The sequence below is a fragment of the Microlunatus phosphovorus NM-1 genome (assembly GCF_000270245.1).
GTDB classification, from domain to species: Bacteria; Actinomycetota; Actinomycetes; order Propionibacteriales; family Propionibacteriaceae; genus Microlunatus; species Microlunatus phosphovorus.
Genome location: NC_015635.1, coordinates 1,808,535 through 1,835,212, shown reverse-complemented (window position 1 = coordinate 1,835,212; position 26,678 = coordinate 1,808,535). Strand labels below are relative to the sequence as shown.

The 26,678-nt window shown below is 67.3% G+C and carries 25 protein-coding genes and 1 tRNA gene; 10 read left to right on the top strand and 16 right to left on the bottom strand.

The genetic code is table 11. The features are described 5' to 3' along the window. Position 1 precedes the first annotated feature (1 nt). The 7 genes from hisG to MLP_RS08255 form a co-directional block, all read right to left on the bottom strand. Positions 2 to 847: an ATP phosphoribosyltransferase gene (gene hisG / locus MLP_RS08285; protein WP_041791683.1), complete on the bottom strand. Its 846-nt coding sequence runs from the start codon at positions 845 to 847 to the stop codon at positions 2 to 4. Between the two features lie 56 nt (positions 848 to 903). Beyond that, positions 904 to 1,173: a phosphoribosyl-ATP diphosphatase gene (locus MLP_RS08280; RefSeq protein WP_013862602.1), complete on the bottom strand. Its 270-nt coding sequence runs from the start codon at positions 1,171 to 1,173 to the stop codon at positions 904 to 906. Positions 1,174 to 1,250: 77 nt separating this feature from the next. Next, positions 1,251 to 2,504 (bottom strand): cysteine--1-D-myo-inosityl 2-amino-2-deoxy-alpha-D-glucopyranoside ligase, encoded by a 1,254-nt coding sequence (gene mshC / locus MLP_RS08275; protein WP_013862601.1) that lies wholly within the window; start codon positions 2,502 to 2,504, stop codon positions 1,251 to 1,253. Positions 2,505 to 2,563: 59 nt separating this feature from the next. After that, positions 2,564 to 3,361 carry an SCO1664 family protein gene (locus MLP_RS08270; protein ID WP_231851435.1) on the bottom strand — a complete coding sequence of 266 codons (798 nt, stop codon included), beginning with the start codon at positions 3,359 to 3,361 and terminating at the stop codon, positions 2,564 to 2,566. Next, the gene (locus MLP_RS08265) at positions 3,354 to 3,977 is read right to left on the bottom strand and encodes a DUF3090 domain-containing protein (protein WP_013862599.1); all 624 of its coding nucleotides are present in this window, start codon (positions 3,975 to 3,977) and stop codon (positions 3,354 to 3,356) included. Before MLP_RS08265 ends, MLP_RS08270 begins: the two co-directional genes overlap by 8 nt. 47 nt (positions 3,978 to 4,024) lie before the next feature. Then, the gene (locus MLP_RS08260) at positions 4,025 to 4,750 is read right to left on the bottom strand and encodes an MSMEG_4193 family putative phosphomutase (protein WP_013862598.1); all 726 of its coding nucleotides are present in this window, start codon (positions 4,748 to 4,750) and stop codon (positions 4,025 to 4,027) included. A gap of 28 nt (positions 4,751 to 4,778) precedes the next feature. Then, complete coding sequence (locus MLP_RS08255; protein WP_041791681.1) at positions 4,779 to 5,315, bottom strand: flavin reductase family protein; 537 nt, start codon at positions 5,313 to 5,315, stop codon at positions 4,779 to 4,781. Between the two features lie 113 nt (positions 5,316 to 5,428). On the opposite strand from MLP_RS08255, the gene MLP_RS08250 reads away from it, so the two are divergent. Both MLP_RS08250 and MLP_RS26210 read left to right on the top strand, forming a co-directional pair. Then, a complete protein-coding gene (locus MLP_RS08250) occupies positions 5,429 to 6,262 on the top strand; it encodes an undecaprenyl-diphosphate phosphatase (RefSeq protein ID WP_041791679.1) in 834 nt (277 codons plus the stop codon). A gap of 96 nt (positions 6,263 to 6,358) precedes the next feature. Further along, positions 6,359 to 8,200 (top strand): sigma-70 family RNA polymerase sigma factor, encoded by a 1,842-nt coding sequence (locus MLP_RS26210; protein ID WP_013862595.1) that lies wholly within the window; start codon positions 6,359 to 6,361, stop codon positions 8,198 to 8,200. 236 nt (positions 8,201 to 8,436) lie between these two features. On the opposite strand, the gene MLP_RS08240 is transcribed toward MLP_RS26210, so the two are convergent. Then, on the bottom strand, positions 8,437 to 9,486 hold the full coding sequence (locus tag MLP_RS08240; protein WP_013862594.1) for an LLM class F420-dependent oxidoreductase: 1,050 nt from the start codon (positions 9,484 to 9,486) through the stop codon (positions 8,437 to 8,439). A gap of 139 nt (positions 9,487 to 9,625) precedes the next feature. Between MLP_RS08240 and MLP_RS08235 the strand changes: the two genes are divergently transcribed. Further along, entirely contained in the window at positions 9,626 to 10,588 is a 963-nt protein-coding gene (locus tag MLP_RS08235) for an aldo/keto reductase (RefSeq protein ID WP_013862593.1), read from the top strand. 21 nt (positions 10,589 to 10,609) lie between these two features. Here the strand turns inward: MLP_RS08235 and MLP_RS08230 are convergent, their stop codons facing one another. After that, the gene (locus MLP_RS08230) at positions 10,610 to 10,807 is read right to left on the bottom strand and encodes a DUF5703 family protein (protein WP_013862592.1); all 198 of its coding nucleotides are present in this window, start codon (positions 10,805 to 10,807) and stop codon (positions 10,610 to 10,612) included. A 183-nt stretch (positions 10,808 to 10,990) separates the two neighbouring features. Here MLP_RS08230 and MLP_RS08225 point away from each other — a divergent pair. The 5 genes from MLP_RS08225 (at position 10,991) to MLP_RS08205 (ending at position 15,980) form a co-directional block, all read left to right on the top strand. Beyond that, positions 10,991 to 11,077: transfer RNA gene (locus tag MLP_RS08225), tRNA-Leu, on the top strand. A gap of 194 nt (positions 11,078 to 11,271) precedes the next feature. After that, positions 11,272 to 11,643 carry a DoxX family protein gene (locus MLP_RS08220; protein ID WP_013862591.1) on the top strand — a complete coding sequence of 124 codons (372 nt, stop codon included), beginning with the start codon at positions 11,272 to 11,274 and terminating at the stop codon, positions 11,641 to 11,643. Positions 11,644 to 11,797: 154 nt separating this feature from the next. Next, a complete protein-coding gene (locus MLP_RS08215; RefSeq protein WP_013862590.1) occupies positions 11,798 to 13,048 on the top strand; it encodes a serine hydrolase domain-containing protein in 1,251 nt (416 codons plus the stop codon). Positions 13,049 to 13,156: 108 nt separating this feature from the next. Next, positions 13,157 to 14,506: an NAD-dependent succinate-semialdehyde dehydrogenase gene (locus MLP_RS08210; RefSeq protein WP_013862589.1), complete on the top strand. Its 1,350-nt coding sequence runs from the start codon at positions 13,157 to 13,159 to the stop codon at positions 14,504 to 14,506. A 79-nt stretch (positions 14,507 to 14,585) separates the two neighbouring features. Then, complete coding sequence (locus MLP_RS08205; protein ID WP_156821086.1) at positions 14,586 to 15,980, top strand: YncE family protein; 1,395 nt, start codon at positions 14,586 to 14,588, stop codon at positions 15,978 to 15,980. A 117-nt stretch (positions 15,981 to 16,097) separates the two neighbouring features. Here the strand turns inward: MLP_RS08205 and MLP_RS08200 are convergent, their stop codons facing one another. Genes MLP_RS08200 through MLP_RS08190 form a run of 3 tightly spaced genes read right to left on the bottom strand, consistent with a single transcriptional unit; the run spans position 16,098 to position 17,271 of the window. Next, complete coding sequence (locus MLP_RS08200) at positions 16,098 to 16,322, bottom strand: hypothetical protein (protein ID WP_013862587.1); 225 nt, start codon at positions 16,320 to 16,322, stop codon at positions 16,098 to 16,100. Between the two features lie 41 nt (positions 16,323 to 16,363). Continuing rightward, positions 16,364 to 16,726, bottom strand: coding sequence for an SIP domain-containing protein (locus MLP_RS08195; protein WP_156821085.1), 363 nt, complete (start codon positions 16,724 to 16,726; stop codon positions 16,364 to 16,366). Positions 16,727 to 16,785: 59 nt separating this feature from the next. After that, positions 16,786 to 17,271 (bottom strand): Dps family protein, encoded by a 486-nt coding sequence (locus MLP_RS08190; protein WP_013862585.1) that lies wholly within the window; start codon positions 17,269 to 17,271, stop codon positions 16,786 to 16,788. A 136-nt stretch (positions 17,272 to 17,407) separates the two neighbouring features. Between MLP_RS08190 and MLP_RS08185 the strand changes: the two genes are divergently transcribed. Both MLP_RS08185 and MLP_RS27920 read left to right on the top strand, forming a co-directional pair. Next, on the top strand, positions 17,408 to 18,640 hold the full coding sequence (locus MLP_RS08185) for a cation:proton antiporter (protein ID WP_013862584.1): 1,233 nt from the start codon (positions 17,408 to 17,410) through the stop codon (positions 18,638 to 18,640). 17 nt (positions 18,641 to 18,657) lie between these two features. Next, positions 18,658 to 18,837, top strand: a complete 180-nt coding sequence (locus MLP_RS27920; protein WP_013862583.1) for a hypothetical protein — start codon at positions 18,658 to 18,660, stop codon at positions 18,835 to 18,837. Here the strand turns inward: MLP_RS27920 and MLP_RS08175 are convergent. The 4 genes from MLP_RS08175 to MLP_RS08155 form a co-directional block, all read right to left on the bottom strand. Continuing rightward, a complete protein-coding gene (locus MLP_RS08175; protein WP_013862582.1) occupies positions 18,834 to 19,892 on the bottom strand; it encodes a toll/interleukin-1 receptor domain-containing protein in 1,059 nt (352 codons plus the stop codon). The genes MLP_RS27920 and MLP_RS08175 overlap by 4 nt on opposite strands. A 686-nt stretch (positions 19,893 to 20,578) precedes the next feature. Further along, positions 20,579 to 24,100 carry an error-prone DNA polymerase gene (locus MLP_RS08165; protein ID WP_041789863.1) on the bottom strand — a complete coding sequence of 1,174 codons (3,522 nt, stop codon included), beginning with the start codon at positions 24,098 to 24,100 and terminating at the stop codon, positions 20,579 to 20,581. Between the two features lie 220 nt (positions 24,101 to 24,320). Then, complete coding sequence (locus tag MLP_RS08160) at positions 24,321 to 25,898, bottom strand: DNA polymerase Y family protein (RefSeq protein WP_013862579.1); 1,578 nt, start codon at positions 25,896 to 25,898, stop codon at positions 24,321 to 24,323. Continuing rightward, positions 25,895 to 26,581, bottom strand: a complete 687-nt coding sequence (locus tag MLP_RS08155) for a hypothetical protein (protein WP_013862578.1) — start codon at positions 26,579 to 26,581, stop codon at positions 25,895 to 25,897. Before MLP_RS08155 ends, MLP_RS08160 begins: the two co-directional genes overlap by 4 nt. Positions 26,582 to 26,678: the final 97 nt, after the last annotated feature.

Below are 26,678 nucleotides of genomic sequence, written 5' to 3'. Positions count from 1 at the left end.
GCTACAGGCGGCAGGCCGCGATGTCGGTGACCAGGATGGCCCGAGCGCCGATCGCCCACAGGTCATCCATGATCTGCTGCGCCTCGGTCCGCGGCACCATGGCCCGGACCGCCAGCCAACCCTCCTTCGCCAACCGTGCGACGGTCGGCGACTCCAGGCCGGGAGTGATCGAGCAGGCCAGGTCGACATGCTCGTCGCTGACGTCGTAGTCCATCATCACGTAGTTGCGCGCGACCAGCACGCCGTTCAGTCGGCGCTGCAACTGCTCCAGACCGGTCGGCGCCTCGGTGTCCCGCCGCTTGATCAGCACCGCCTCGGAATGCAGGATCGGCTCCCCGAACAGCTCCAGACCGGCCTGCCGCAGCGTCGTACCCGTCTCGACGACGTCGGCGATCGCATCGGCCACCCCCAACCGGATAGCGGTCTCCACGGCACCGTCCAGGGTGATCAGCCGCGGGTGGACGCCTCGCTCGGCGAGATAGCCACCGACCAGTCCCGGATAGGAGGTCGCCAGCCGCTGCTCGTGCAGATCATCGATCGTGTGCTGACTGCCGGCCGGTGCGGCGAACCGGAATCGGCTGCGACCGAAGCCGAGCGGCATCACCTCGTCGGCGTGGGCGGCGGAGTCAATCAGCATGTCCCGGCCGGTGATCCCGACATCGAGAGTGCCCTCCCCCACGTACACGGCGATGTCGCGCGGCCGCAGATAGAAGAACTCGACCCCGTTGGCCTCGTCCAGCAGCACCAACTCCTTGGGATCGGTGCGCTGGGCGTACCCGGCCTCACGCAGCATCTGCGCCGCAGCTTCGGACAGCGAGCCCTTATTGGGCACCGCGATCCTGATCAAGGGGTTCGAACTCACGGCGGTGAGTCTAGTTGCGCTGCGTCGACTGACCGGCGCGATCACAGCTGGCGGTACACGTCCTCGGGGGTCAGTTCGAGCGCCAGCATCAAGACCTGCAGGTGATAGAGCAGCTGGCTGATCTCGAGTGCGGCGTCGTCGCGCGACTGATATTCGGCAGCCATCCAGACCTCGGCCGCTTCTTCGACGATCTTCTTGCCGATCTCGTGTACGCCGGCTTCGACCCGCTTGACCGTCGACGAATCGGGGTCGCCGGCCGCCACCTTCGCGCTCAGTTCGGCGTACAGGTCTTCAAAGCTCTTCCCGGCCACGGGTGGTCACCCTATGCCACGCCTGAAATTCTGGTGTTCTGTCCACGGCTCAGGTGGACAGGAAACCGGAAATCGTTCTAGAGGCGCACACCGAGCAGCGCGTCCACGGCGCGCGCCACCAGCGAGGGAGCCTCGGTGTCGTCACCGTCGATCACGGTCGAGGCGCCGGCCCAGCCGTCGACGGCGGCCAACGCGGCCGGAGCATTGAGATCGTTCGCCAGCGCGGCCCGGATCGCAGTCACCACATCGTCGGCATTGAGTCCAGCGTCCAGCCGGACCGCTTCGCGCCACCGGTCGAGCCGCTGCGTCGCCGCGGTCAGCACCTCGTCGGTCCACATCCAGTCGTCCCGGTAGTGCTGGGCGAGCAGCGCCAGCCGGATCGCCATCGGATCGACGCCACTGGTCCGCAGCCGGGAGACCAGCACCAGATTGCCCTTGGACTTCGACATCTTCTCCCCGTCCAGGCCGACCATGCCGCTGTGCGCATACACCTGGGCGAAGGGCTCGCCGGTCGCAACCCGGCCCTCGGAGGCGCACATCTCGTGATGCGGGAAGATCAGGTCCGAGCCGCCGGCCTGGACGTCGAAGCCGGCGCCGATCCGGTTGAGTGCGATCGCGGTGCACTCGATGTGCCAGCCGGGGCGGCCGACACCGAACGGCGATTCCCAGCCCGGTTCACCGGGTCGTTGCAGTCGCCAGACCAGACAGTCCAGCGGGTTCTTCTTACCCGGTCGGTCGGGGTCGCCGCCCCGTTCGGCGAAGATCGACAGCGCCTCCTCCTCGTCGAGGTGGGAGAGCGAGCCGAACGCCGCGTCACTGTCCTGAGAGAAATAGAGGTCGGGGTACTCCGCATCGTCGACGGCATAGATCGCGCCCTTCGCCTGCAGGTCCGCGATCAGCGCGATGACCTCGGAGACGGACTCCACCGCTCCCACGTAGTACGCCGGGGGGATCACGTTCAACGCGGTCATATCGGTGCGGAAGAGCTCGGTCTGATCGGCCGCGAGCTGCTGCCAGTCGACACCGGTCGCCTCCGCGCGCTCCAGCAACGGGTCGTCGACGTCGGTGACGTTCTGCACGTAGACGACCTCCAGCCCGGCATCGCGCCAGACCCGGTTGAGCAGGTCGAAGGACACGTATGTGTTCGCATGGCCGATGTGCGTGGCGTCGTACGGCGTGATGCCACAGACATAGAACCGGGCCGGCCGGCCTTCGGCCGGAGGCGGACCGGCGGGCACCAGCTGCCGTCGCGCCGTGTCGAACAGCCGCAATCCGGGCTGCTCCGCAACACGATCGAGCCGGGGCACCTCAGGGGCGGTCCATGCGCGCATGCGGGCAACCCTAACCTCGCCTACCGGATCGGATCCGACCTTCCCAGGATCGGCACGAATCAGAAGGGCGGCCAGGGAATCGCAGGGTAATACCCGCGCTGCGGCCGCGGGAGGCGGCCGCGTTGCAGCAGCCGCTCGGCACGCAACCAGAGCTCTTCGATCTCGGGCTCGGCCAGCAGCTCGTAGAGCCGGTCAGGGGTCACGTCGCGCACTCGTCGTACGGCGGCGAGCTCGTCGTCGGTCAGCTCCGCGCCTGCCCATCCCCACAGCAGCGTCCGCAGCTTCGGATCGGTGTGGAAGCACACACCGTGGTCGACCCCGAACACCTGCCCCTGGCTGCCGAGGATGTGACCGCCCTTGCGATCGGCGTTGTTGACCAGCACGTCGAAGACCGCCATCCGGCGCAGCGCGGCCGAGTCGGCGTGAATCACCGAGACCGGCCGCTCCTGCGCGTCCTCACCCTCGACCACGGCGAACCAGCCCTCGGCCGGCACCTGGTCGCTGGGCACGAGATCAACCAGTGCATTGGTCTCGGCGGCGTCCGCATCCACCCAGGCCTGCAGCGAGCCAGGGCCGAGCGGGCCGTCGATCAGCACCGTGACCGGCACGATGTCGAAACCACCGGCACGCGACACCTCGTACGCAGCCACCTCCCGCAGCCCGAGCGTGCCGGTCGGGAAATCCCACAGCGGCCGCTCCCCGCGGATCGGTTTGTAGACGCACTCCAGCTGGTCGTCCCCGGTGGTCAGCACCGTGATGTAGGTGGCATTGGAGGCGTTCGCCAGTCGCCCGGCGAGCTGCAGCTCACCGTCGGTGAGCACAGCGCTCAGGGCCGGGTGACAACGGGGTTCAGGCACCGAAGAGTGGCCGCCGGTAGCCATTGGCTCGCGGACAGATGTGCCCAGCCGGATCCAGCGGCTGGAGGCAGAACGGGCACGGCGGCCGCCCTGCGGCGACCAGAGCCTGGGCGCGAGCGACGAAGTCGCGGGCGTATCCGGGGGTGATCTTGACCACGAACACCTCGTCGGCGTTGACCTCGTCACTGCCTTCCAGTGCGGCGGCCGCCGCGGCCGAGAGCCCCAGGTCGTCGTCAGCCTCGTCCTCGTCATCGGTGAGGTCGGAGTCCACATTGGAGAACAGCTCGATGACGATCCGGTGGATCTCGGCGTCCCAGGCGATCGTCATCGTGCCGACCCGGAACTCCTCCGTGATCGGCGCGTCGAGTGGATCGGTGTCGTTGGGCTTGTCGTGTGCCGGCGGGACCCGAGCGGACGGGCCGCTGCGCCGCAACACCTCGTCGAGCACCTTGTCCAGATGCTCGGCCAGCACCGACACCTGCTGCTTCTCGACCACCACAGAGGTGATCCGGTTGCCCTCGCGGGCCTGCAGGAAGAACGTACGCTCCCCCGGCAGGCCGACCGTGCCAGCCACAAACCGGTCCGGGGAGTCATAGCGGTGGACCAGGATCGCCATATCGCTCAGCCTAGTGCTTGCCCGCGAACCACTTCCGCCGGTGAGCACTATCCCTTGCCGGCGGTCGGTTCCTGCGCCCCGAGACCGCCGCCGACCGGAGCATCGTCGGTCGTCTGATCTGCAGCAGACCGCCCGGCAGGAAACATCCCGGCCAGGTCGGCGCCAGTGGAGTTCATCGTCACCACGTACGGTCGGGCGGCGGTGTAGCGGATCACCGAGACCGAGGCCGGGTTGACCAGGATGCGCTGGAACGTGTCCAGATGGGTGCCCAACGCATCGGCGAGGATCGCCTTGATCACGTCCCCGTGGGACACCGCGACCCACACCGCATTCTCACCGTGCTCGGCGGTGACGTCGGCATCCCAAGCACGGACCGCGCCCACGGCGCGGGCCGCCATCTCGGTCATCGCCTCGCCACCGGGGAAACGGACCGCCGACGGTTGTTGCTGCACCGTCTGCCAGAGACTCTCCTTGGCCAGCTCCTTGAGGGTGCGGCCGGTCCAGTCCCCGTAGCCGCACTCGGTCAGCCGGGACTCGATGCTGTTCGGCACCGGCACGGCGCGGCCTGCAAGCAGGGCGTGGGCCGTCTGGCGGCACCGCTGCAAAGGTGAGCTGACGAGCCTCGCCAGTGGCACCGGCGCCAACCGCTCCCCCAACGTGCCGACCTGCGCGCGACCGACCTCGTCCAGCTCCACGCCCGGGCTGCGGCCCGCGAGAATGCCCGAGGAGTTGGCGGCAGTCCGTCCGTGCCGAACCAGCAAGACCGTGGCCATGGGGTCGAATCTAGCCTCAGTCGCTGAGTCAGGGCGCGACCGGCAGATAGCGCCCGCGTAGGTGGCCCAGCAGTTGGCCATCGTCCGAGCCGATCTCGAGCTGGTCGATTCGCGCCGTCAGCAGGGTCGACCAGCCCAGCGGCCTGCTGTCGAGCACGGTCGCACCCAACCAAGCCGGTGCGTCGGAGAGCACCGGACCGTAGCCGGTATCGGTCCAGCTAGCCAGCTTGAACGGTCCACCCGGCGCCGGCGCGATGCCTGCAAAGGCATCGGGGAGCTGGCGATGCTGCCAACCAAGCAGGCTGATCGCGACCTTGCTTCCGCTTCCCTGCTCGTCATCGGATGTGATCGCCTCGGTGAGATCGGCGTCGGGATCGAGCAGACCCACCAACGCGGGCTCCGGGCCATCGACCAGAAGCACCGACGACACCGTCCAGCCGAGCGGACGCGAATCGGCGTACGTGGTCCACACGGTGACCGGCGCCAGCATCCTGCCCCGGAATCGCCGTAGTGGACTGCGTTCGCCCTCCGGCGGCAGGAACGGATGGTGATGGTGGATGGTCACCAGACAGTTGTAACCGAGATCTTGACCACAGTTGGTGCTGATCACCCGATTGGCCGAGTTGACCATCTACCGTGGTGCGGGCTCTGGATGGGCCGACCGACGAAAGGATGGCGATGGGCTGGCTCGAGGCGCTGGTATTGGGCATCGTGCAGGGATTGACCGAGTTCCTGCCGATATCCTCCAGCGCACACTTGTCCATCATCGGCCAGTTCTACGGCGGTGAGGACCCCGGCTCGGCGTTCACTGCGATCAGCCAGCTCGGCACCGAGACTGCGGTGATCATCTATTTCCGCTCCGACATCTGGAAGATCATCAGGCACTGGTGCCTGGCCCTGGTCGGCAAGATCCCGCGAGACGACCCGGAAGCCCGGATGGGCTGGCTGGTGATCATCGGGTCGATCCCGATCGTCGCGCTCGGGCTGCTGTTCCAGGATCAGATTGACCACTCGCTGCGTAACCTCTGGATCACCGTCGCGATGCTCGCCGGGTTCGGCATCATCATCGGGATCGCCGACCACTTCGCCAAGAACATTCGCCCTTTGGAGTCCCTCACCTGGAAGCACGGCATCCTCTACGGCCTGGCCCAGTCGCTGGCCCTGGTCCCCGGGGTGTCCCGCTCCGGTGCGACGATCGCGGCCGGGCTCGCCCTGGGCTACAAGCGTGAGGCGGCGGCCAAGTACGCGTTCCTGCTGGCCATTCCGGCAGTCGTGGGCTCCGGCTTCTTCAAGCTCTTCGACATCTCCTCCGACCCGGTCGAACCGGCCTGGGGCCCGATCATCCTGGCCACGGTGGTGGCCTTCGGCGTGGGACTGGCGGTCATCCATTGGCTGTTGAAATATGTCAGCACCCATACTTACAAGCCGTTCGTGATCTACCGGCTCGGCCTGGCCGCGCTGGTCGCGGTCCTGCTGCTGACCGGCGTCCTGCAGCCGCTGCCGACTGCATAGTCCGCAGCACGGTCTGCTCCGTGGCAGGATTGCTCCACCGTCGGCCGAGTCGCTTCGGGCCGTTGGGACGTCGTGGCCAGTGGAGGTGGCAGATCGGTGACAGTCATCGACGACCTCGCCGACCGCACGGACGCCGACCTGATCGGGGCGACTCGGGCCGGAGATGACCAGGCGTACGCCGAACTGTGGACCAGGCACCATCCGGCGGCCCTGCGCCAGGCCCGAGCACTGACCAGGAACGACCCAGAAGACCTGGTCAGCGAGGCGTTCAGCAGGATCCTGGGGATCCTGCGCGCCGGCGGCGGCCCGGAGACGGCGTTCCGGCCCTATCTGCTCACCTCGGTTCGCCGGCTGAGCATCGACCGGGCCAAGAGTGCCCAACAACGCGAGGTGCCCACCGGCGAGGAATCCGACCTCGACCTGCCCACCCAGGAGAGCCTGGAGGGTCAGCACGTCGAGGGCGTCGATGCCGCACTGGCCTGGTCGGCCTGGACCTCGCTGCCCGAGCCGACCCGCGCCCTGCTGTGGCATGCGGTCGTCGAGGAGGAGCGGCCTGCCGACATCGCCCGGACCCTCGGCGTGTCCGCCAACAGTGTCGCCTCCCGGACCAAGCGGGCCCGGGAACGGCTCCGGCAGGCGTACCTGAGCGAGCATGCCGCCGCCACCGACGACGAGGAATGCCGGCGGGTCCGGGCCCGGCTCGGCTCCTACGTCCGACGTGCCGTCAGCCCGCGCGGCAGCCGCCAGATCCGCGATCACCTGCACACCTGCCGGGAGTGCCGCGCGGCCTATGCCGAGGTCCGCAATATCGACAGCATGGTGCTCGGGACCGTCGCCGCGATCATCACCGGCGCGGCGGCGTTGTACACGATCTCCCGGGTGCTGGCTCCGACCACCGCCGCGGCGGCAACCATCGCCTCCGCATCCGGTGCCGGTGAGGCCGGGGGCGGTACGGCAGCTGGCGTAGCGACCGGGTCAGGCGGCACTGGTGTAGGCGGCGCCGGGTCAGGTGGCGCCGGGTCAGGTGGCGCCGGGTCAGGTGGCGCCGGGGCCGGGACCGCGGTGGGCGGTTCTGGCGCGGCGGACAAATCGCTGCCCTCCAGGGTCGCTGAGGTGGCGAGCACGCCGGCCGGGCGGGTCCTGATCGGTCTGACGGCGGTTGCCACGGTGGCTGTGGTCGCCGTGACGGCCTTCGCCCGACAACCGCCACCATCGCCGTCCAGCACGGAGCCGGTCGCTGCCGCACCAACCTCCGCACCGACGTTCGCACCGACCTCGGCGCCGACCAGCAGCGCGCCGTCCTCCGCTCCCCCGTCGCGCAAGGCGAAATCGAGTCCAGCCGCCACCGCCCCGGCACAGCAGGCCCTCGATCTCGATACCGGCGGTGTCCCCGCACCGACCAGCCAAACCACGGTGCGGCGGTCCACCGTACGCAGCACGACGAGCCCGGATCGTTCGACGAGCGAACCGACAAGGCCGGCGCCGAGGCCGACCCGTACGCGTCCCGCATCACCCAGCCCGACCACAACGAACAGCCCGACCACCTCACCCAGTCCGACGGCGACAGCCACTCCGACCGCCTCGCCGACTCCGACCGCGTCACCCACACCGACCTCGGAGCCGACAGAGGAACCGACGGACGAGCCCACCGAGCCGATCGAAACCACCTGCAAGTTCGTCGCCGAGACCGAGACCATCTATTGGGCTCACCTGGAGGTGCCGACCGGGTTCCTGCTCATCTCGGTCCAGGACCTCCACGACGGAGAGCCGTACGATCACCTCGAGGAGCCGGACCGGACCTTCAACCAGTTGGTGCAGCCTGGACCGCTGACCGTTGTCGTCCAGCGGGTCGAAGAGGGCGAGGGCGAACTGCAGGCCAGGTTCTTCTCGCTGACGGGCCGACCGCTTGACGGCGGCGGCACCTGCCCACTGAACTGATCAACGATGTGACTCAGATCACATCGAGGTTCCCCGACATTCTCCCGAAACTCGCGACATGGTTCCTGCCCTGCCTCGTCCTTATCTGTGAGCGGCCGACAGGTTGAGGTGGGTGAGCCGAAGGGGATCATCCGCAACAAGCCGCCAGGGGATGCCCCTCCGCTGCCTGACCTGGGCGGCGGAGCAGTCCGGTGGTGAGTGATTGCACCTCATCACTCACCACCGGCACGCGGCAATCAGCCCAAACCAGCCAACTGCAACGCCTCGGCAGCCGTGGTCAACGCGGCGAGCTTCTCTTCGAGCGACTTCCCGTACGGCGCCACCGCCGCCGTCGTGACACCGGCCGCGGCGAACTCGGTCAGCCGGGCGGCAATCCGCTCCCTGGAGCCCAGCAGCGAAGTCGAGTCGATGAACTCGTACGGCACAGCCGCCATCGCATCGCGGGGTCGCCGCGCCAAATAGAGATCCTGCACCGTGGCGGCAGCTTCCGCGTAGCCCATCCGCACCGCCAGCTGGTTGTAGAAGTTCTTCTCCCGGCTGCCCATGCCGCCGACGTAGAGGGCGGCGTATGGACGGACCGGATCAGCACAGGCCTGCGGGTCGTCGCCGACCACCAACGGGATCGTCGCCACCACATCGAAGCCGACGCGGTCGCGGCGGATGACCGCCCGACCCGCATCGACGTGGCTCAGCTGCTCGTCGGCGAAGCCGGGAGCCAGGAAGATCGCCAGCCAGCCGTCGGCGATCTCTCCCGCAAGCTCCAGATTCCTGGGACCGACAGCGGCCAGATAGACCGGGATCCGGTCGGCTTGCGGCGCGATGGTCAGCCGCAGTGCCTTGCCAGGGCCGTCCGGCAGCGGCAACTGGTAGGTGCGGCCCTCGTACGCGACCGGCTTGCGGCTCAGCGCGAGCCTGACGATGTCGACGAACTCGCGAGTCCGGGCCAGCGGACGATCGAAACGCACGCCGTGCCAGCCCTCCGACACCTGCGGGCCGGAGACACCCAGGCCCAGCCGGAACCGCCCCCCGCTGAGCAGGTCCAGACTGGCCGCGGTCATCGCCGTCATGGCTGGGGTCCGCGCCGGGATCTGCATCACCGCCGAGCCGATCCCGATCGTCGAGGTCTGGGCGGCCAGCCAGGCCAGCACGGTCGGGCTGTCCGAGCCGTACGCCTCCGCAGCCCACACCACCTCGTAGCCGAGGGACTCCGCGTGCCGGGTCAGCGCCAGCTGCCCGCGCGCCTCGTCGGCGCCGACCATGTAGCCCAGATTCAGTCCCAGTCGCATTGCTCGAACCTATCCCCCTCCGTTCCCCTCGCCCCTACCCGATTTGCTCGATCTTGTTGGTTCTGCTCGATCTGCAGACCGAGCGACGCCAACAATCCCGAGCAGATCCATGGGGCTATCCCCGCTAATCTCTCCGGTCATGGAGACACGTCGGGTCGGGACCAGCGGGTTGCGGACGTCGCGGCTCGGTCTCGGCACCCTCACCTGGGCTCGGGACACCCCCGAGGAGCAGGCCCGTGGGCTGCTCGAGTCCTTTGTGGAGGCCGGCGGCACGCTGATCGACACCGCGGCGGCGTACGGAGCCGGCGACGCGGAGCGGCTGGTCGGCAAGCTCGTCAGCGAGGTGGCCCAGCGCGAAGATGTGGTGATCGCCACCAAGGCCGGATTTGTGGTGCGCGACGGCAAGCGGGTGGTGGACACGTCCCGGCGTGCGCTGCTGCGCGATCTGGCCGGGTCGCTGGAGCGACTGGGCACCGACTACGTCGATCTGTGGCAGGTCCACGCGTGGGGTGAGGCTCCCATCGAAGAGACGCTGAGCGCGCTGGACCACGCCGTACGTCAGGGCATGGCCCGCTATGTCGGGGTCAGCAACTTCGTCGGCTGGCAGACCGCACAGGCCGCCACCTGGCAGAAGGCGGTGCCAGGCCGAGCGGCACTCGCCAGCGTGCAGGTGGAGTACTCACTGCTGGCCCGCCGAGCCGAGATGGAGGTGCTGCCGGCGGCACACGCCTTCGGCATGGGCGTGTTCCCGTGGTCTCCGTTGGGGCGCGGCGTGCTCACCGGGCAATACCGGGCGCGCTACCCGAAAGGCTCCCGGGCCGCGTCCGATCACTTCGCCTGGTTCGTGCATCCCTATCTGGAGCAGCGCAGCAAGGGCGTGGTCGAGGCGGTGGCCCGGGCCGCCGAGGGGCTGGATCTCACCCCGTTGCAGGTCGCGCTGCTGTGGGTACGCGATGCGCCCGGAGTGACTGCTCCCCTGCTCGGGGCCCGTACCGTCGGGCAGCTCGCACCGGCGCTGGCGACCGAGGAGATGACGCTGCCCGAGGAGATCGTCTCCGCGCTCGACGACGTGTCCGGCGGACCGGACCTGCTCCGACAGTGAGCCGGATCGGGTCGGCAGAGGTCAGACGGTGAGCGGCACCCGAATGATCTTGCGACGGATCCAGACATCCCGGGTCCCGTCTCGATAGCGACGCAGCCTGGTCAGCTCCCAGCCGCCGTACTCAGCCTGATCGGTCAGCAGCTTGCGGACCGCACTGCGCGGGAGCGTGCGGTCCAACCGGACCTTGGTCTCCTCGTACTCCACTGTGCGGATGCTCATCGCCGACCAGCGTAGTGGGCGACGGTTCGCCGGGTGCGAAGGCGGTCGCCCGTTCCCCGGAAACCTGTCGCGCGTTCCTGCATCGACGCCAGACCAGCGACGGCGAAGTCCGGGATGTCCGGAATGTTCGGTGACCCCGGGGAGGCTTGCTATAGTTCTCGTCGCTGTCCACCGGGCAGCGAGGTCCGGGTGGCGGAATAGGTAGACGCGCTAGCTTGAGGTGCTAGTGCCCCTTATACGGGCGTGGGGGTTCAAGTCCCCCCTCGGACACTCTTTTTACGAGAAGTAGCGCGTGGTCCCGTTCGCCCGCGATTTCAGAACCGCACGCTACTTCTCGAGCAGTCACGGGCCAACGAACCCGGCGACGACGGCGACGCAACTCAGCGACGACACCTCACTCTTGAACGCTCAAATCGCTGCCCTACAGTTGGTTGAAGAGTCAACTCACTGTGGGAGGGCATGTCATGAACATCGCGCTGTGGATCGTCGCCGGCGTACTCGCGTTGGCGTTTCTGGCGGCCGGCCTGATGAAGGTCAGTCAGCCCAAGGAGAAGCTCGCCGCCTCCATGGGCTGGGTCGACGACTTCTCCCCCGGCACCGTCAAGTTCATCGGCACCATGGAGATTCTCGGTGCGATCGGACTCATCCTGCCCGCGGCGACCGGCATCGCGCCCGTGCTGACGCCACTCGCTGCGACGGGACTCGCCATCACGATGATCTTGGCTGCGATCGTGCATGGTCGCCGCGGAGAACCTCAGATGATCATCGTCAACGCCGTGCTGCTGGTCCTGGCCCTCTTCGTGGCGATCATGAGGTTCGGTCCGCAGGCCTTCTGATCCGCAGACCCTCTGATCTGCTGGATCTGCTCGCTGACCTGCCGACCCAGGCTCAGTGCAGAGCGTGATCCTCATCCTGCCCGGTCGCCATACCTGCGCGACCAGGTGGCGCAGATCCATTGCAGACGCAGCGGGAACCCGCGATCGTGGACCCATGCAGACGCAGCAGCTCCTCGGCCGCCGGACGGTGTTGACCCGTGGCCTCCTGTTGGCGGGCGCGGCCTGGGGCCTCGCCGCGTGCGGGACGACCGGATCGGACCGTACGACGTCATCGACCACGCCGAGCCCCAGCTCCACCGGAACCGGCGCCGGATCGGATCTGGACAAGCTCCGCCCGATAGTCGAGTCGGCGATGAGCGACCTGCTGGTCCCGGGTGTCGTCGTGCTGGTGCGAACGCCCGAGGAGACCTGGCAGCAAGCCTTCGGCAAGCGGTCGCTGGCTGCTGACGCCGAGGACATCACCGTCGGCGATCACTTCCGGATCGGCTCGAATACCAAGACCATGACCGGCACCTGCCTGCTCCAGCTGGTCGATGAGCGCAAAGTCGCTCTCGACGACGAGGTACGCGAGCATCTGCCGCAGTTCACCAGTGACAAGCTGCGCGGCGTGACGATCGCCCAGCTCCTCGACATGCGCAGCGGTCTTCGCAGCTACACCGAGCTGAAGTCGTTCAACGCGACGATGGACGCCGAGCCGGCGAAGGCGTGGCATCCGGAGGAGCTGGTCAAGATCGGGCTGGCCGAACCGGTCGACTTCGCCCCCGGACGCGACTGGCACTACTCCAACACCAATACCGTGCTGGCCGGCCTGGTCGTGGAACACCACGACGCCAAACCGCTCCAGGAATCCTTCCGCAGCAGGATCCTCGACACGCTCGAGCTGGCCGACACGTCCCAGCCACCGATCACCTCCGCCGCGATTCCGGACCCGCACCCGCGCGGCTACATGTACGGCACCAACGTCTCGACGCTGACCTCCACCGCACTGTCGGAGGCCGATCAGCAACGTGCGCGGAGCGGCGAGCTCAAGCCGGGCGACTACACCGACGCCAACCCGTCCTGGGGTTGGGCGGCCGGAGCCGGGATCTCCACCGCGGCCGACCTGACCACCTACGTCGAAGCACTGGTCGGCGGTGGCCTGCTTTCGGCGGACCTGCAGAAGCAACGGCTGGACAGCGTCAAACCGGTAGGCAGTGCCGGTGCCGGGTACGGGCTCGCCCTCGCCAGCTTCGGGCCCATGCTCGGTCACGACGGCTCGCTGCCCGGCTTCACCTCCTTCATGGGTCACGACCCCAAGAGCAAGACGACGGTGATCGTGCTGACCACCCTCCAGTCCTCACCGGACGGCCGGATGGTGGCCAACGAGATCGCCCGGCCGATCATCGGTGCGGTCATCCCGGGATAGCTCCGGACACACCATCGCGCAGTGGTGAGGGATGCGGTGGTGAGGGATACTGACCGAAGCCGAGGCTCGGCACACAGACGACGGACACGGAAGGTAGGCAAAGAGGCTATGTACGCTGTCACGAATCCTGCGACAGGCGAGGTCATTCGCGAGTACCCGGATGCGACGGACGCGGAGATCGAGCAGGCTTTGGCCTCGGCTCGGCAGGCGTACACATCCTGGGCCCGCACCAGCACTCTGGCCGAGCGCGCCGCCCTGGCGCAGAAGGCGGCCGACCTCTTCCGTGAGCGCCAGGACGAACTCGGCGCCATCATCAACCGCGAGATGGGCAAGCCTCTCGACCAGGCCGTCGGCGAGGCCGCGTTCGCCGGCGACATCACCGAGGCCTTCGCCCAGCATGCCGCCGAATGGCTGGCCGACGAGGAGCTCGAGGTCTCTGACGGTCTGCGTACCTTCATTCGCAAGCAGGGCATCGGCGTCATCCTGGGCATCATGCCGTGGAACTATCCGTACTATCAGGTCGCCCGCTTCGCCTCCCCGAACCTGATCCTCGGCAACACGATCGTGCTCAAGCACGCCGAGATCTGCCCGGAGTCCGCGCTTGCCATCGAACAGATCTACCGCGACGCGGGCTTCCCTGAGGGCGCCTACGTCAACGTCTTCGCCACGCACGACCAGATCGCCGACATCATCGCCGACGACCGCTTGCAGGGGGTCTCCCTGACCGGCTCCGAGCGCGCTGGGGCCATCATCGCTACCCAGGCCGGCAAGCACCTCAAGAAGTGCGTCCTCGAGCTCGGCGGCTCCGACGTCTTCCTGGTGCTCGACACTGATGACCTCGATCATGCCGTCGCCCATGCGGTCGCCGGCCGGATGGAGAACTCCGGCCAGGCCTGCAACGGCTCCAAGCGCATCGTGGTGCTCGACACCTATTTCGACGAGTTCGCCGAGAAGTTCAAGACAGCGATCGGCGGCCAGTCGTACGAGAAGGGCAACTTCGGCCCGCTCTCCTCCGCGAGCGCGACCAAGGGCCTGACCGCCCAGGTGCAGAGCGCGCTCGAAGAAGGGGCGGAGATCCTGGTCGGGAACAACAGCCCCGACGGCAACGTCTACACCCCGACGGTGCTGACCAACATCACCCCCGACATGGCTGTCTACAGCCAGGAGCTGTTCGGTCCCGTCGCGCAGCTCTACAAGGTGTCCAGCGACGAGGAAGCGATCGAGCTCGCCAACTCCTCGCCGTACGGCCTCGGCTCCGTAGTCATCTGCGACGATGTCGAGCGCGCAGAGCGCGTCGGCGACCAGCTCGACGTCGGCATGGTGTTCATCGGCGCTGCCGGTCTCGAGGGCGCCGACATCCCGTTCGGCGGCGTGAAGAAGTCCGGTTACGGCCGCGAGCTCGGCAAGGGAGGCATGGAGGAGTTCGCCAACAAGAAGCTCTTCCGCTTCGCGGGCTGACCCTCTGACCCAGTCGACCGTCCAGAACCCCGTAGTCACGGTTGCCATATAAGTCAGACCTTACTTAGGGTCACCTAATGTGACTTCCATACTCTCTCGCTGGTCCGGGACCTGGCGCCGACTGGCCGTCATGCTCGCCGTCCTCGGACTCGCGGCGCTGCTGGCCGTTCCTGCCGACGCCGGTCCCAGAAGCTCGCCGGTGGCCAACCGGGACTACCTCGTGGTCGCCGACCCGCAGGCCAAGGCCTTGCACGTCTATCGCGCCTCCGGCAACAGGCGTACCGGCTCGTTGCACGGCATCGCCATCTCCGCCCATGGCGGCACACTGCCGCTGCCCGATGGCCGGTTGATTGTCGTCGACGATGCCAACGCCCGAGTCGTGGCGATCTCGATCAATTCCCGAGGCAAGCCCCGAATCGTCAAGAGTGTCGCGATTCCCGGTTCTCGCTGGGGCGGCATGACCTGGGGTGCGGCGGACCCGAGCCTGCGCTACTTCGCCTTCAGCGGTCAGCCCAGGGATGCCGTCGTGAGCCCGATCGTGGTGGTGGATCTGGACACCTTCGACATCTGGCACCACGACCTCCAGCTCACTCTGGATGGCACCGGCACGACACCGGAGACCCAGGTCTACCTGGCCGGCGACCCGCTCCGGCTCGTCATGTTGGGCGGGTCCGGCTTCAGCAGCACGTTGCTGTCCGATTTTCTGGAGACCGAGTACGTGGCAGGCTGCGCGATGGGCCGGCCCAGGTGCTTTCCCATCAAGGCCGGCAACGTTCCGTCCGGCAACGGCGCCCATGGGCCGGTCGTCGCTCGCGACGGCTCGGCCGTCTTCACCACCACCGCAGAAGGTTTCGCCGGCGCCAAGGTCGCGGCAGACGGCCTGACCGATGCCCGTCGGGTTCCCTACGCCACTGACATCCGCGACATCCCCAACAGCTTCCACCCACGGCTCGCCGCCGACGAACGAACGGTCTGGGGTGCGGTCACCGAGAACCCGGCGGTGCCCGTGGAGCGCTGGGCCACCGCGAGAAACGATGTCAGCATCATCGACTCCGTCAGCTACGACACCCGGTTGGTCCGAGTGCCCGACGGAAAGGTCAGCAAACTGGCCATCTCATCGACGTACGCGGCAGTCAGCACCATCCACCCCGAGGGCGACGCGCTGACGCTGCTGGATGCGGACCGCGGCTCTCCCACCTTTGGCCGGATCGTTGGCACGGTGGCGCTCCCCTCTTCCACCGATGGACCCAGGGAAGGCAGGTCCATCGTCGGAACGCAGCCGCATGTCGTCACTCTCGATCCGGACGGTCGACGCGCCTACGTCACCAATGGCGGCGACGGCACGATCACCGTGGTCGACACCGAACGCCGCCGTATCGTCAGGACCATCCGCACTCCGACACCATTGAACGATGGCGGCTACCTAGTCGTCGTCGAGCCAGGGGCGCCGGTCCACGACCTGATCCCTCGCTGATCTGGATCGGCCTCGGCATTCAAGACATAGATCGGCCCCTGACGGTCACACCGTCAGGGGCCGATCTCATACGGTTCGCAGGCGGACCGCCTGTGGTGGCCCCGGACTCCGGAGGCCCTACAACATTCCGAGAGTCTGGCGGGCCCAGGCCCTGGCTTCGTCCGGAATACCGCCGATATCGACGATCATCTCGTCCACCGCTTCACGCGCCGCGACCCAATCGGGCTCCCGTTCGGCGAGTTCACCGAAGTACGCCGACACGCTCTCAGCGTTTCCGGATTCCACAGCGCGCCGCGCCTTCTCGGCGATCTCGTCCGAGACACTGATCGTCAAACGCTTCATACCGAAAGCGTACGGAGTTCACGCGCGACTAACGCCGACTACTACAGGCTCCGAATGGTCGCGCCGGCGAAATGGTACGGGTCGCAGGCAACGCCACCGACCCACGCCGTGACGGTGCGGGCCGGGTCGGGCTCCGCGGGAGTCCACTCCTCGAGCCAAGCTTGAACGGCCGTGGCGACCAGGGAACCGGGTTCATCGTCCAGGCCGCGGGCGAGCCGCGCGATCGTCATCCGCGGCGGCAGTTCGAGTGCGGGCAATTCGAGGTGCTCCGGCGTCTCCACCAGCACCTGTCCGTACGCCGTCTTGGGCAGCAACAACAGCACCGCTTCGATGACAGGCAGTTCGTCGAAACTGCCCGCCACGAGCACGTGCTGCAAGGGTCCGCGGCGCCGATGAGGCCTCATAGGACAAAGTATAGGTGAGGCTAACCTGTTCTAGTTACCGGCTCCGCGGATATCCCGCATCAGGAGGCGAGGTGCGCCTGGAGCAGCCAGCGATCCTTGGTCAGCCCGCGCTCGATCTCGATGGCGACATCCTGGCTGGACAGGTCGATGTCGTCGAGACCGGCGACAGCGGCCCGAACGGTGACCAGGGCGGCGTCGATCTGACCGACGACGGCCGCCACCGTGTTCTCCCAGCTCTGGAAACCGTCGGCGAGAGTCGGCAGCGTGGCCTTCGCGGCTACGGTGGCGACCCTGGAGTCAAGCGGCAGACCGAGGGCGACGACCCGCTCTGCGGCGGTGTCGGCGAAGTCCTGGGCGTGGTCGACGACGGAGTCCAGGAGCTCGTGGATGCCGATGAAGCTGCCACCGCGGACGTGCCAGTGCGCCTGCTTGCCGTTGACGACGAGCGCCTCCAGGTCGATGACGACGGGGGTGAGGAACTGCGCAGCACCGGCGGCGACCTCCGAGGTCGCAGCGAGATTGGACGGTGCGTTCACGATGACCATGATGATTCTTGCCTTTCCATTGGAAGCTCAGTGCCTACGATGCTCCCTTATTTGGAACTATTCAAGGAAGCGGAGGCTGCCCTACGTTCACCGCTCCTGGGGCCGGCGAACGCTACTGTGAGCGGCAGGAGGGCGCGTGGAGTCATCATTCATATCGCTGTTGTGGATCGCCATCTGCGCCGTGGCAGCTCCGCTGCTCGCGGGGTTGGTGCCACGCCGCCTGGTCCCCGAGGTCGTCATCCTGCTGGTGGCAGGCGTGATCATCGGACCCTTCGGGATGGGGCTTGCGACAACCGACGACGCGATCGGGCTGCTCCGCGAGCTCGGTCTCGGCATGCTGTTTCTGCTGGCCGGCTATGAGATCGAGCTCTCCGAACTGACCGGACGAGCGGGTCGCCGAGCCCTCGTCACCTGGGCGATCTGCCTTGGCACGGCGCTCGCCCTGGTCTTCCTCGTCTCCCTGACCGGAGCCCTCCATGCCGAGGTGGCGCTGGCGATCGCCCTGTGCTCGACGGCGCTGGGCACGCTGCTGCCGATTCTGAAGGACGGCGGACTGCTCACCAGCCCGGTCGGGAAGTCGGTGATGAACCACGGCGCGTACGGGGAACTCGGCCCGGTGATCGCGATGGCGGTCCTGCTCGGCACCGGCGGACCTGCCGAAGCACTGGTGGCGGTGATCATGTTCGCGCTCCTCGCAGCCGCTATCACCCTGCCCTGGCGGCGGATCCGTCGCGAGACCTCGAAGATGATGTCACTGATCCGGGCGGGGTCGGAGACCACCGGACAGACCACCGTCCGGCTCACGGTGCTGTTGCTGGTCGCGCTCTGCGTCCTGGCCGAGGTCTTCGATCTCGATGTGGTGCTCGGCGCCTTCGCCGCCGGCTTCATCCTCCGCCGAGCACTCCCCAGCGGCGATGAGCAGTTGGAGCACAAGCTCAACGGCTTGGCCTTCGGCTTGCTGATCCCGGTCTTCTTCGTCACCTCAGGAATGGCGATCGACCCCGCCGCGGTCGCCGCGCAACCGCTCACGCTGGTCCTGTTCGTGCTGATGATCATGCTCGTCCGCGGTCTGCCCGTGTTCCTTTCCAGCAAACTGGAGCGCGATCCGACCACGCGTCAGCAGATATTCGACACCCGGGACAGCGCCCGGATCGGGCTCTTCGCGGCAACCGGGCTGCCGATCATCGTGGCGGTCACTTCTACCGCTGTGTCGGCGGGCCAGATGAGCCCGGCGAACGCATCCGTGCTGGTGGCGGGCGGGGCGATCACCGTCCTGACCATGCCGTTGGCGGCAACCCTGCTGGCTGGGCACAACAAGGATCGGTTGGATCCTCCGACGTCGGAGGTCAGTCCGTCTCGCCCCGTTTAAACGGAGGTGAGCAGGAGTTGGGCGATGTCGAGGACTTCGATGTCTTCGCGGGCTTGGCCGATAGCTTGCTGGGCGGTGAGGCCGTCAGCGAGGATCACGCGGCAGAAGGGGCAGCCGACGGCGATCTGGTCGGCTCCGGTGGCGACGGCTTCCTTGGAGCGCGGTGCAGTCCGTCCGGCGAAAGCGGGCGGCGCTAGTCGGTGTGCTGAATCGGAAACCTCTCGAGGAGGAAGTCGATCTCCCTGATTCTCGTCTCTGCCCTATGGATGACGTCCCGGACCTGCTGCTGCGGCACCCCGTAGAAGCTCTGGAAGACCGACGGAGTCCAGCCGGTGAACCACTCAAGCGCGAAGGCGAGCGTGTCCTTGTAGTTCAGATTGTGGATTGCCGCACTCTCTGGCGAGAGCCGATCTGAACTCGCTCCCTTCATCGAAAACGGGGGTTGTCTCACGAGCTCGGCAAATGAGTTGAGCGCCTCGACGCCGATCGATGCATCCTGCTGATTCAGCTGCGCCAGTGCGATGAAGACATGACACTTCCCGGACAGGATTTGAGCGAGGAAGTACGGGCGTCCGTCCCACACCGGACTATCGAGGTCAAAAAGACGGTGCTCACGAAGCGGCTGCCAGACGGTCAACACCTTAGCGTAGTCTCTCGCCTCCATCGCATCGATCCCAGAGTCCATCCGGCCCCGCAGCAACTGCTTGAACTCGAGCTCCTCCTGGCTGCCGGCCTCCATCCACGGATCCGAGTGGATCACGGCTCCGCGTTCGATCGCGTCGATAAAGAACTCCTCGAAGGCGCTAGGGGCAGAGGCCTCGTCGACGGGCGGAGCGCCAGGGGCAGCACGGACAACGGCACCGAGGGCGGTCGTCAGCTTCTGGTAGCCGGACTCCGTGTCGAGTTGGACTGCATGCAGATCCCTCAGTTGCTGGGGAAGGTCAACGAGATGATCTAGCTTGACGGGAATAATCCAGGTGTCATTCCACGGCCTCACTTGCGATGCCTCGACGATCATCCGCAGCTCCTTTTGGACATAGCCCTTCTGATGAATCCACTGAGAGGAGAGGCAGACCAGCACGGCTCGGGCATCCTCGACCGCACAACGTATCTCGTCGGCCCATTTCTGGCCCGCCAAGATGGCGTCTCGATCGAACCAGACGTCGAAGCCGTCCTTTCTCAAACGGTCGACCAGCCGACGCACCTCTATCTCATTCTTGCGCGAGTAAGAGACGAAGATCTTGTCACTCACTACCTGCTCCCTCCAATCGCAGCCTCTGAGACTGAACGGAACGCGAGTGGCGGTCCGGGGTACTTCGACAGGATCCGGGCCGGTGGGAACCAACGCCTCCGGAACACCAGCATGCCGAGCGTAAACGCGCCGCGCATGCCGCCACCGTCGAACGCGAGCATTGCCTTGGGCGGGACGTCCTTCTCGACACGCAAACTGGTGGTCACTGGGCCGGACGCGGTGGCTTCGACCGGTGCCGCCTTGGTCGGCGGTTGGTCATTGGGCACGCGGCACCTCCCGATAGGCTCCGGGGATGGATCAAAGAGTGCAGTCATAATGGCACGCCGACCTCTTCGCTGCATAGGTCTCGCGCCGGAGCAGCACCAGTATTGGCCTCGACATGGTGACCACATCGATCCAATAGCCACTGAAACAGCAAGTACCCGAGTTGGGAGAATACGGGCCAGCCCACTAACACGTTGGACAATCTCGGTCGCCGCCATGGACCGTGGCAGGGCCAGCAGATCTTAACAATAGGCGCTCTCCCTGTCATCAAGGAATCGTCAGACCCTGGCCGCACCAAGGATTGAGAGTGATCAGATGTTGGTTGGGATCGAACGAAAGGACACCTGCGCACCTAATCCGATGGCATACCGGAGCAGAAGACGTTCCCGCGGGAACGTTTCTGCCCGGATCTGCTGCTGAGATCAGTGGAAATCGCGGGACCGATGCTGGCCGAGAGCCCTAGCGGTCGGCAGCACCAGGGCGAGCGGATCGAACCGCTCGGCGACCAGGTTGGTGACGCCGTCGGCATGCTCCACCCGGCCGCGAATGACCAGCGCGTTGCTCTGCCGGCCGACCCGGCGATAGCGGTTCCACATCGGTGCCGAGCAAACGATGTTGAGCATCCCGGTCTCGTCCTCCAGGTTGAGGAAGGTCACCCCACCCGCCGTGCCTGGACGCTGGCGGTGAGTGACCAGCCCGGCGACCCGCACCCGGCAGGTGTCGTCTGCCTCCCCGAGCGTGCCGACCTGCCGGATGCCCAATCCGTCCAGGGCGTCTCGCAGATGGGAGACCGGGTGCTCCCCGGGTGAGATCTTGGTCGCCCAGAGATCGGCCACGGTCAACTCGACATCGCTCATCCCGGGCAGCTCCGGTGGGGCGGCATCGATCGCGGTGCCGGGCAGGGTGTCGGCGGAGTCGGCATACCCGGCATTCCACAGCGCCTGTCGCCGGCTCAGTCCGAAACTGTCGAACGCTCCGGCGGTGGCCAACGCCTCGGTCTGGGCGACGGTCAGGCCGGCGCGGCGTACGACGTCGTTGATGTCGGCGTACGACTGCCGCTCCCGTTCGGCCAGGATCCGCTCGGCCACCGCCCGGCCGATGCTGGTGACCGAGGTCAGTCCTAGTCGGACCGCCGTCGAGCCGTCCCTGCGGTGCTCGGCACTGAGATCCGGTGCCGATCGGTTGAACTTTCCCACTTCGGGCTGGTCGCGATCCAGGCAACTGCTCATTCCACCGGGGATCATCGTCTCCCCCGCGACCAGCGGCTCCAGATCGGCATCTATTCCAGAGAGCGCGATGTCGGGGCGGCGTACCTCCACCCCATGCCGCCGGGCGTCGGCCACCAGCGACTGCGGTGAGTAGAACCCCATCGGCTGCGCCCGCAGCAGTCCGGCCAGGAACGCGCCCGGATAGTGCAGCTTCAGCCAGGAGCTGGCATACACCAACAAAGCAAAAGAGATCGCGTGGCTCTCGGCGAAGCCAAAACTGGCAAACGCCTGGATCCGGGCGTAGATGCCGTCGGCCACCTCGCCGACGATGCCGTTCTCCTTCATCCCGTCGTACAGCTTGTCCTTGATCCGCTCGATCTTCTCGATCCCGCGTTTGGAGCCCATCGCCCGCCGCAGCAGGTCAGCCTCCTCGCCGGTACAGCCGCCGACTTCGGTAGCGATCTGCATCAGCTGCTCCTGGAACAACGGCACTCCCAGCGTCCGCTTCAGCACCGGCTCGAGCGCCGGATGCGGAGGCATTGCCTCATCCCGACCCGTCGCGCGCCGGATGTACGGGTGTACGGCTCCACCCTGGATCGGGCCAGGCCGGATCAGCGCGATCTCGATCACCAGGTCGTAGAACTTACGCGGCTGCAGCCGGGGCAGGGTGCCGATCTGAGCCCGGCTTTCGATCTGGAACACTCCGATCGAATCTGCCCGGCAGAGCATGTCGTAGACACCGGGCTCCTCCTTGGGGATGGATTGCAACGTCCATGACTCACCAACCCGCTCAGCGATCAGGTCGAAGGTGTATTGCATCGCGCTGAGGATTCCCAGGCCGAGAAAGTCGAATTTGACCAACCCCATGTAGGCGCAGCTGTCCTTGTCCCACTGCAGCACCGTGCGGGCATCCATCCGGCCGCGCTCGATCGGCACGACCTCGCCCACCGGCCGCTCGGTGAGCACCATCCCGCAGGCATGGATGCCGAGATGTCGCGGGGCACCGAGCAGCTGATTGGCCAGCTCGGTCACCGGTTCGGGGATGTCGTGAGTCTGCTCGTCGCGCGGCGGAATGCGTCCCCAGGAGTCGATCTGCTTGGACCAGGCATCCTGCTGACCGGTGGAATAGCCGAGCGCCTTGGCCATGTCGCGAACCGCGGACTTGGGTCGGTAACTGATCACATTGGCGACCTGGGCGACCTTGTCCCGACGATAGCGCCGGTAGACCTCTTGGATCACCTCCTCGCGCCGGTCGGAGTCGAAATCGACGTCGATGTCGGGCTCCTCGTCCCGGGCCGCGGACAGGAACCGTTCGAACGGCAAGTCGTACAGGACCGGGTCGACCGCGGTGATCTTGAGGACATAGCAGACCACCGAGTTGGCTGCCGACCCCCGGCCCTGGCAGAGGATCCCGCGTGCGCGCGCAAAGGCAACCATGTCATGCACGATCAGGAAGTAGCCAGGGAAGTCCTTTCCCTCGATCACCGTCAGCTCGCGTTCCAGCCGCTCGGCCGCCTTCGCTCGATCGCCACCGGGATAGAGCTCCTCGAATCCTTCCCAGCACAGCTGCCGCAGATAGCTCGCCGGTGTGTGGCCGTCCGGCACCTCGAGCTTCGGCAAGCGAGGCTTGGCCAGCTTCAGGTCGAAGGCGCAGTCTGCGGCCACCGCCAAGGTCTGCTCGATCACCCCGGGATAGCGGGCAAAGATCTGCGTCATCTCCTCTCCCGACCGCAGATGAGCTCCAGGGACCGGCAGCCAGCCGTCCATCTCCGCCAGGCTGCGCCGAGCCCGGACCGCCGCCATCGCCGTGGCCAGCCGGTAGTTCTTGGGCTGGGCATAGTGCACCGCATTGGTGGCAACCACCGGCAGCTCGTGCACGCGAGCCAACTCGACCAGCTGGTCGTTGATCGTGGAGTCGTCAGGGCGACCGTGGTCGAACAGCTCGACGACCACCCGGTCGTGACCGAACAGGGCGGTCAGCCGGTCCAAGTCCGCGGCAGCAGCCGACGGCCCGCCGGCTGCCAATGCCTGCCGGACGGCACCCTTCCGACAGCCGGTCAGGATCGTCCAGTGACCCTCGGCGGTGGCGGCGAGCTGGTCGAGATCGTAGAGCGGGCGACCCTTCTCATCGCCGTCCAACTGGGCGTCCGTGATCGCCTTGGCCAGCTGGTGATAGCCCTCGACGCCGCGAGCCAGCACCAGCAGATGCGAACCCTCCGGATCGGCGACCCCGTTCTGCGGCGTACGCAGTCCCAGCGACAGCTCGGCACCGTAGATCGTCTGCAGCTCGACTCCCGGTGCGGCAGCACCAGCGCGCGTTAAATTCTGCGCCGACTCGGCGAACCGTGCCACCGCATACAGCCCGTCATGATCGGTGATCGCCAACGCGGACAATCCGAGCGAGACCGCCTCGGCGATCAGCGCCTCCGGATCGGAGGCCCCGTCCAGGAAGCTGAAGTTGCTGTGACAATGCAACTCCGCGTACGGAACCACCGGCGTCGTGCTGGGAGTCGCGGGCCCCGCAACCGTAGCAGCGCGCCGCCGACTCCACGGCGGCACCGGATCCCCATTGCGATCCAGCGGGGCCGCCTCATCAGGCTCGGACTCAGACGTAGCCCGCACCCGCGGCTGGTCCCGCCCCGCCCACTCCGCACCCAGCGGCTCATCCGGACCGACCTTGCCCGACAACCGCGCCTCATACTCCCGCCACGAAATCGGCGGATTATTCCAACCCATCAACAACCACCTCCGACGAGCGATCGGGCACTACACCTGCGACGCACAAGAACACCGGTGGGCACAAGCGGTGGGGTCTCGGGGCGTCTCGAAGGGACGTGGATGGGCCTGGCGGGAGCGCCGGAGCCTGCGGAGGCGCGGATGGCTGTCCCAAGAGATGCCCCGAGACCCCACCGCGACCCACCCACCGCAACATCGCGCACCGCAAGTGCCCGATCGCTCAGTCATAGCGCGCTTCAGTCCACCATTGGCCCCGTTCGACGACGAGCAACCAGGCGCTGCCGTCCACGCCGACGAGTTGGAAGCGGGCAACCTGGCGGGCATCTGCCGGGTCCCACCAGAGCTCGTCGATCGGCCATGGCCCGGCCCAGGCCTGCACTCCGAGCACCGGACCGGCCGGATCGGGCCGGAATCGGGTCGGCTCGCCTACCACCAGACCACGATCCGACACCGTTACCCGACGCCCGTCCTGACCGACCACCATGGCCGGTCGCGGTTGAGTGAAGACCCTGGTAGGCGCAGGTGGCGGTATGCTGCCGGGCCAGGGCAGCGAGGCCGACCGCAACCCCTCGACCCGCTCCCCCCACGGGACCGACGCCTGGCGCCGCGCCGGCCCTCGACCCCCCTGAACGGCCGGCGCGACGACTGCCTCCGGACCAAGCATCCCCTGCAAGCGGGAGACCCCCCGATCGACCCGGTCGTCGGCGGCGCTGCCCCACAGCCCGTCGCCGTGATCCCCGAGCGACTCCACCGCCTCCGGCACCAGCCGGACCTCACCGACCGGCTCCGGTGCCGGATCACCCTGCAACTGCCAGAACACCCGGTCGATCAGATCGGCCGAGGAGAACCAGCGCGGATGCCCCCAGGTCCGCATCCCCTGCCATCCCCGATCGCCATGCACCTCGATGGTCACGGTGGTGCAGACCAGGCCATGACGAGACAGTTCGGCGACGAACCGGTCCGCGGTCTGCCGGGTGCTGAACGCGATCGGCTCGATGGTCTCCAGCGGTGGCTCGAACATCGCCCGCTGGGTCAACTCCAGCGGCGGACGTCGACCGGCGGCAACCCGAGCATCCGCACCCCGGCATAGTCGGTGCAGCCAGGAACCGTGCGTACCGAATCGGGTGGCGACGTCCCTCACCGACAGCGCGGCGAACTCCCCCAGCCGTCGGATCCCCAGCCGGCGCAACAGACTGACCAGCTCGGAATCCTGTGGTGCCCCGGCGTCCAGGGCGCCGATCTCCAGGTCGGCCAGGAACCGCGCCGACCCGCCGGCCGGCACCACGAACCAGCTCTGCGCCTCGGCTCGCCGGGCGGCCTGCTCGGCGGCGAACATGCCGTCGGCGACACCGACCCGGCAGTCCCACACCCCGTACTCCACCAGCATCTCCGCAATCACCGCCGCCGCCTGTGGCTCACCGCCATAGAACCGGCGCGGCACCGGCAGCGCACATAGCCCCGGCCGCAGCGGCGTGACGGTGGCGACCAACTGCTCCAGTCCGGACAGCACCTGCTCGTACGCCCGCTGGTCCCGCGCCTCGTTGCCCTCGATGCAGCTCAGCTCGGGACAGCGCGCCACCGCGTCTCGGCGGCGCATGCCACGCCGCACCCCGTCGAGGCGAGCGCTGGACGAGCAGAAGAGCACCTGATTGCCGGCCAGCACGGCGACCGGGGCCTCGCTCGACAGTTCCTCGGCCGCAATGGCGGCGACCACCGGCCAGTCGGGACACCAGACCACCATCACCCGCGGCGACGTGGCCACCGAGTCCGACAACTCCGACAGGGTGCCGACACTCATCCGGCTGCCACCTCGCTCTCGTACCCAGCCGCCCCGTACCCAGCGCCACGGCTCGGCTCCACGCGCACGTCGAGCCGCTCGTCCGGCAGCCACAGGTCGACGGTCCGGTCGGGCACCCCTCCACCCCACGACCGGACCGTCACCTGCCGCCCCCGCAGATGGCCGTGCCCCCGACCGAGGCCGGTCCAGCGGTTGTCGGCCACCGTCAGCCGGCGCTGCGGCCGAGGCCAGGCCCGCTCCCCCAGCAAGCCCGAGTCGACCAGCAACGCGGCGTCCTTCTGCCGCAGCCTGGCCAACATCCGGGTCGCCTGCTGCTCGGTGACCGGGACGGGCGGTCGGACCAGCACCAGGGTGGTGATCTCGATCAGCCCCGCCGTCACGCTCAGCCAGTGCTCCCCCGGCTCTGGCACCACGATGCAGCGACCCAGGTCGACCCCGAACGCCAACGCGGCGTCGAAGCCGAACTCCGACACCCCGACCACCGAGGTCCACTCCCCGGCGCGAGACGGACCGGCCATCAGCGACATGGCCAGGGCCGGGCTGTCCAACGTGGCGACCATCCCGGTGTGCAGGCTGACGACCTCACTGAGACCCGACAGCAGCGGCAGCCGACGGGAGACCGCAGCCCCTTGCATCCGGTTGACCCGCTGGCGCAGGTCGGCGATGGTAGGAGTGGCGGTCACCCCTCCATATTCGAACTTTTGTTCGAGATAGTCAAGTGCCAGTCACATGCGGCCGTTCGCGACGACGACGTGCATTCACCGGCTACGTCGTCTTCCC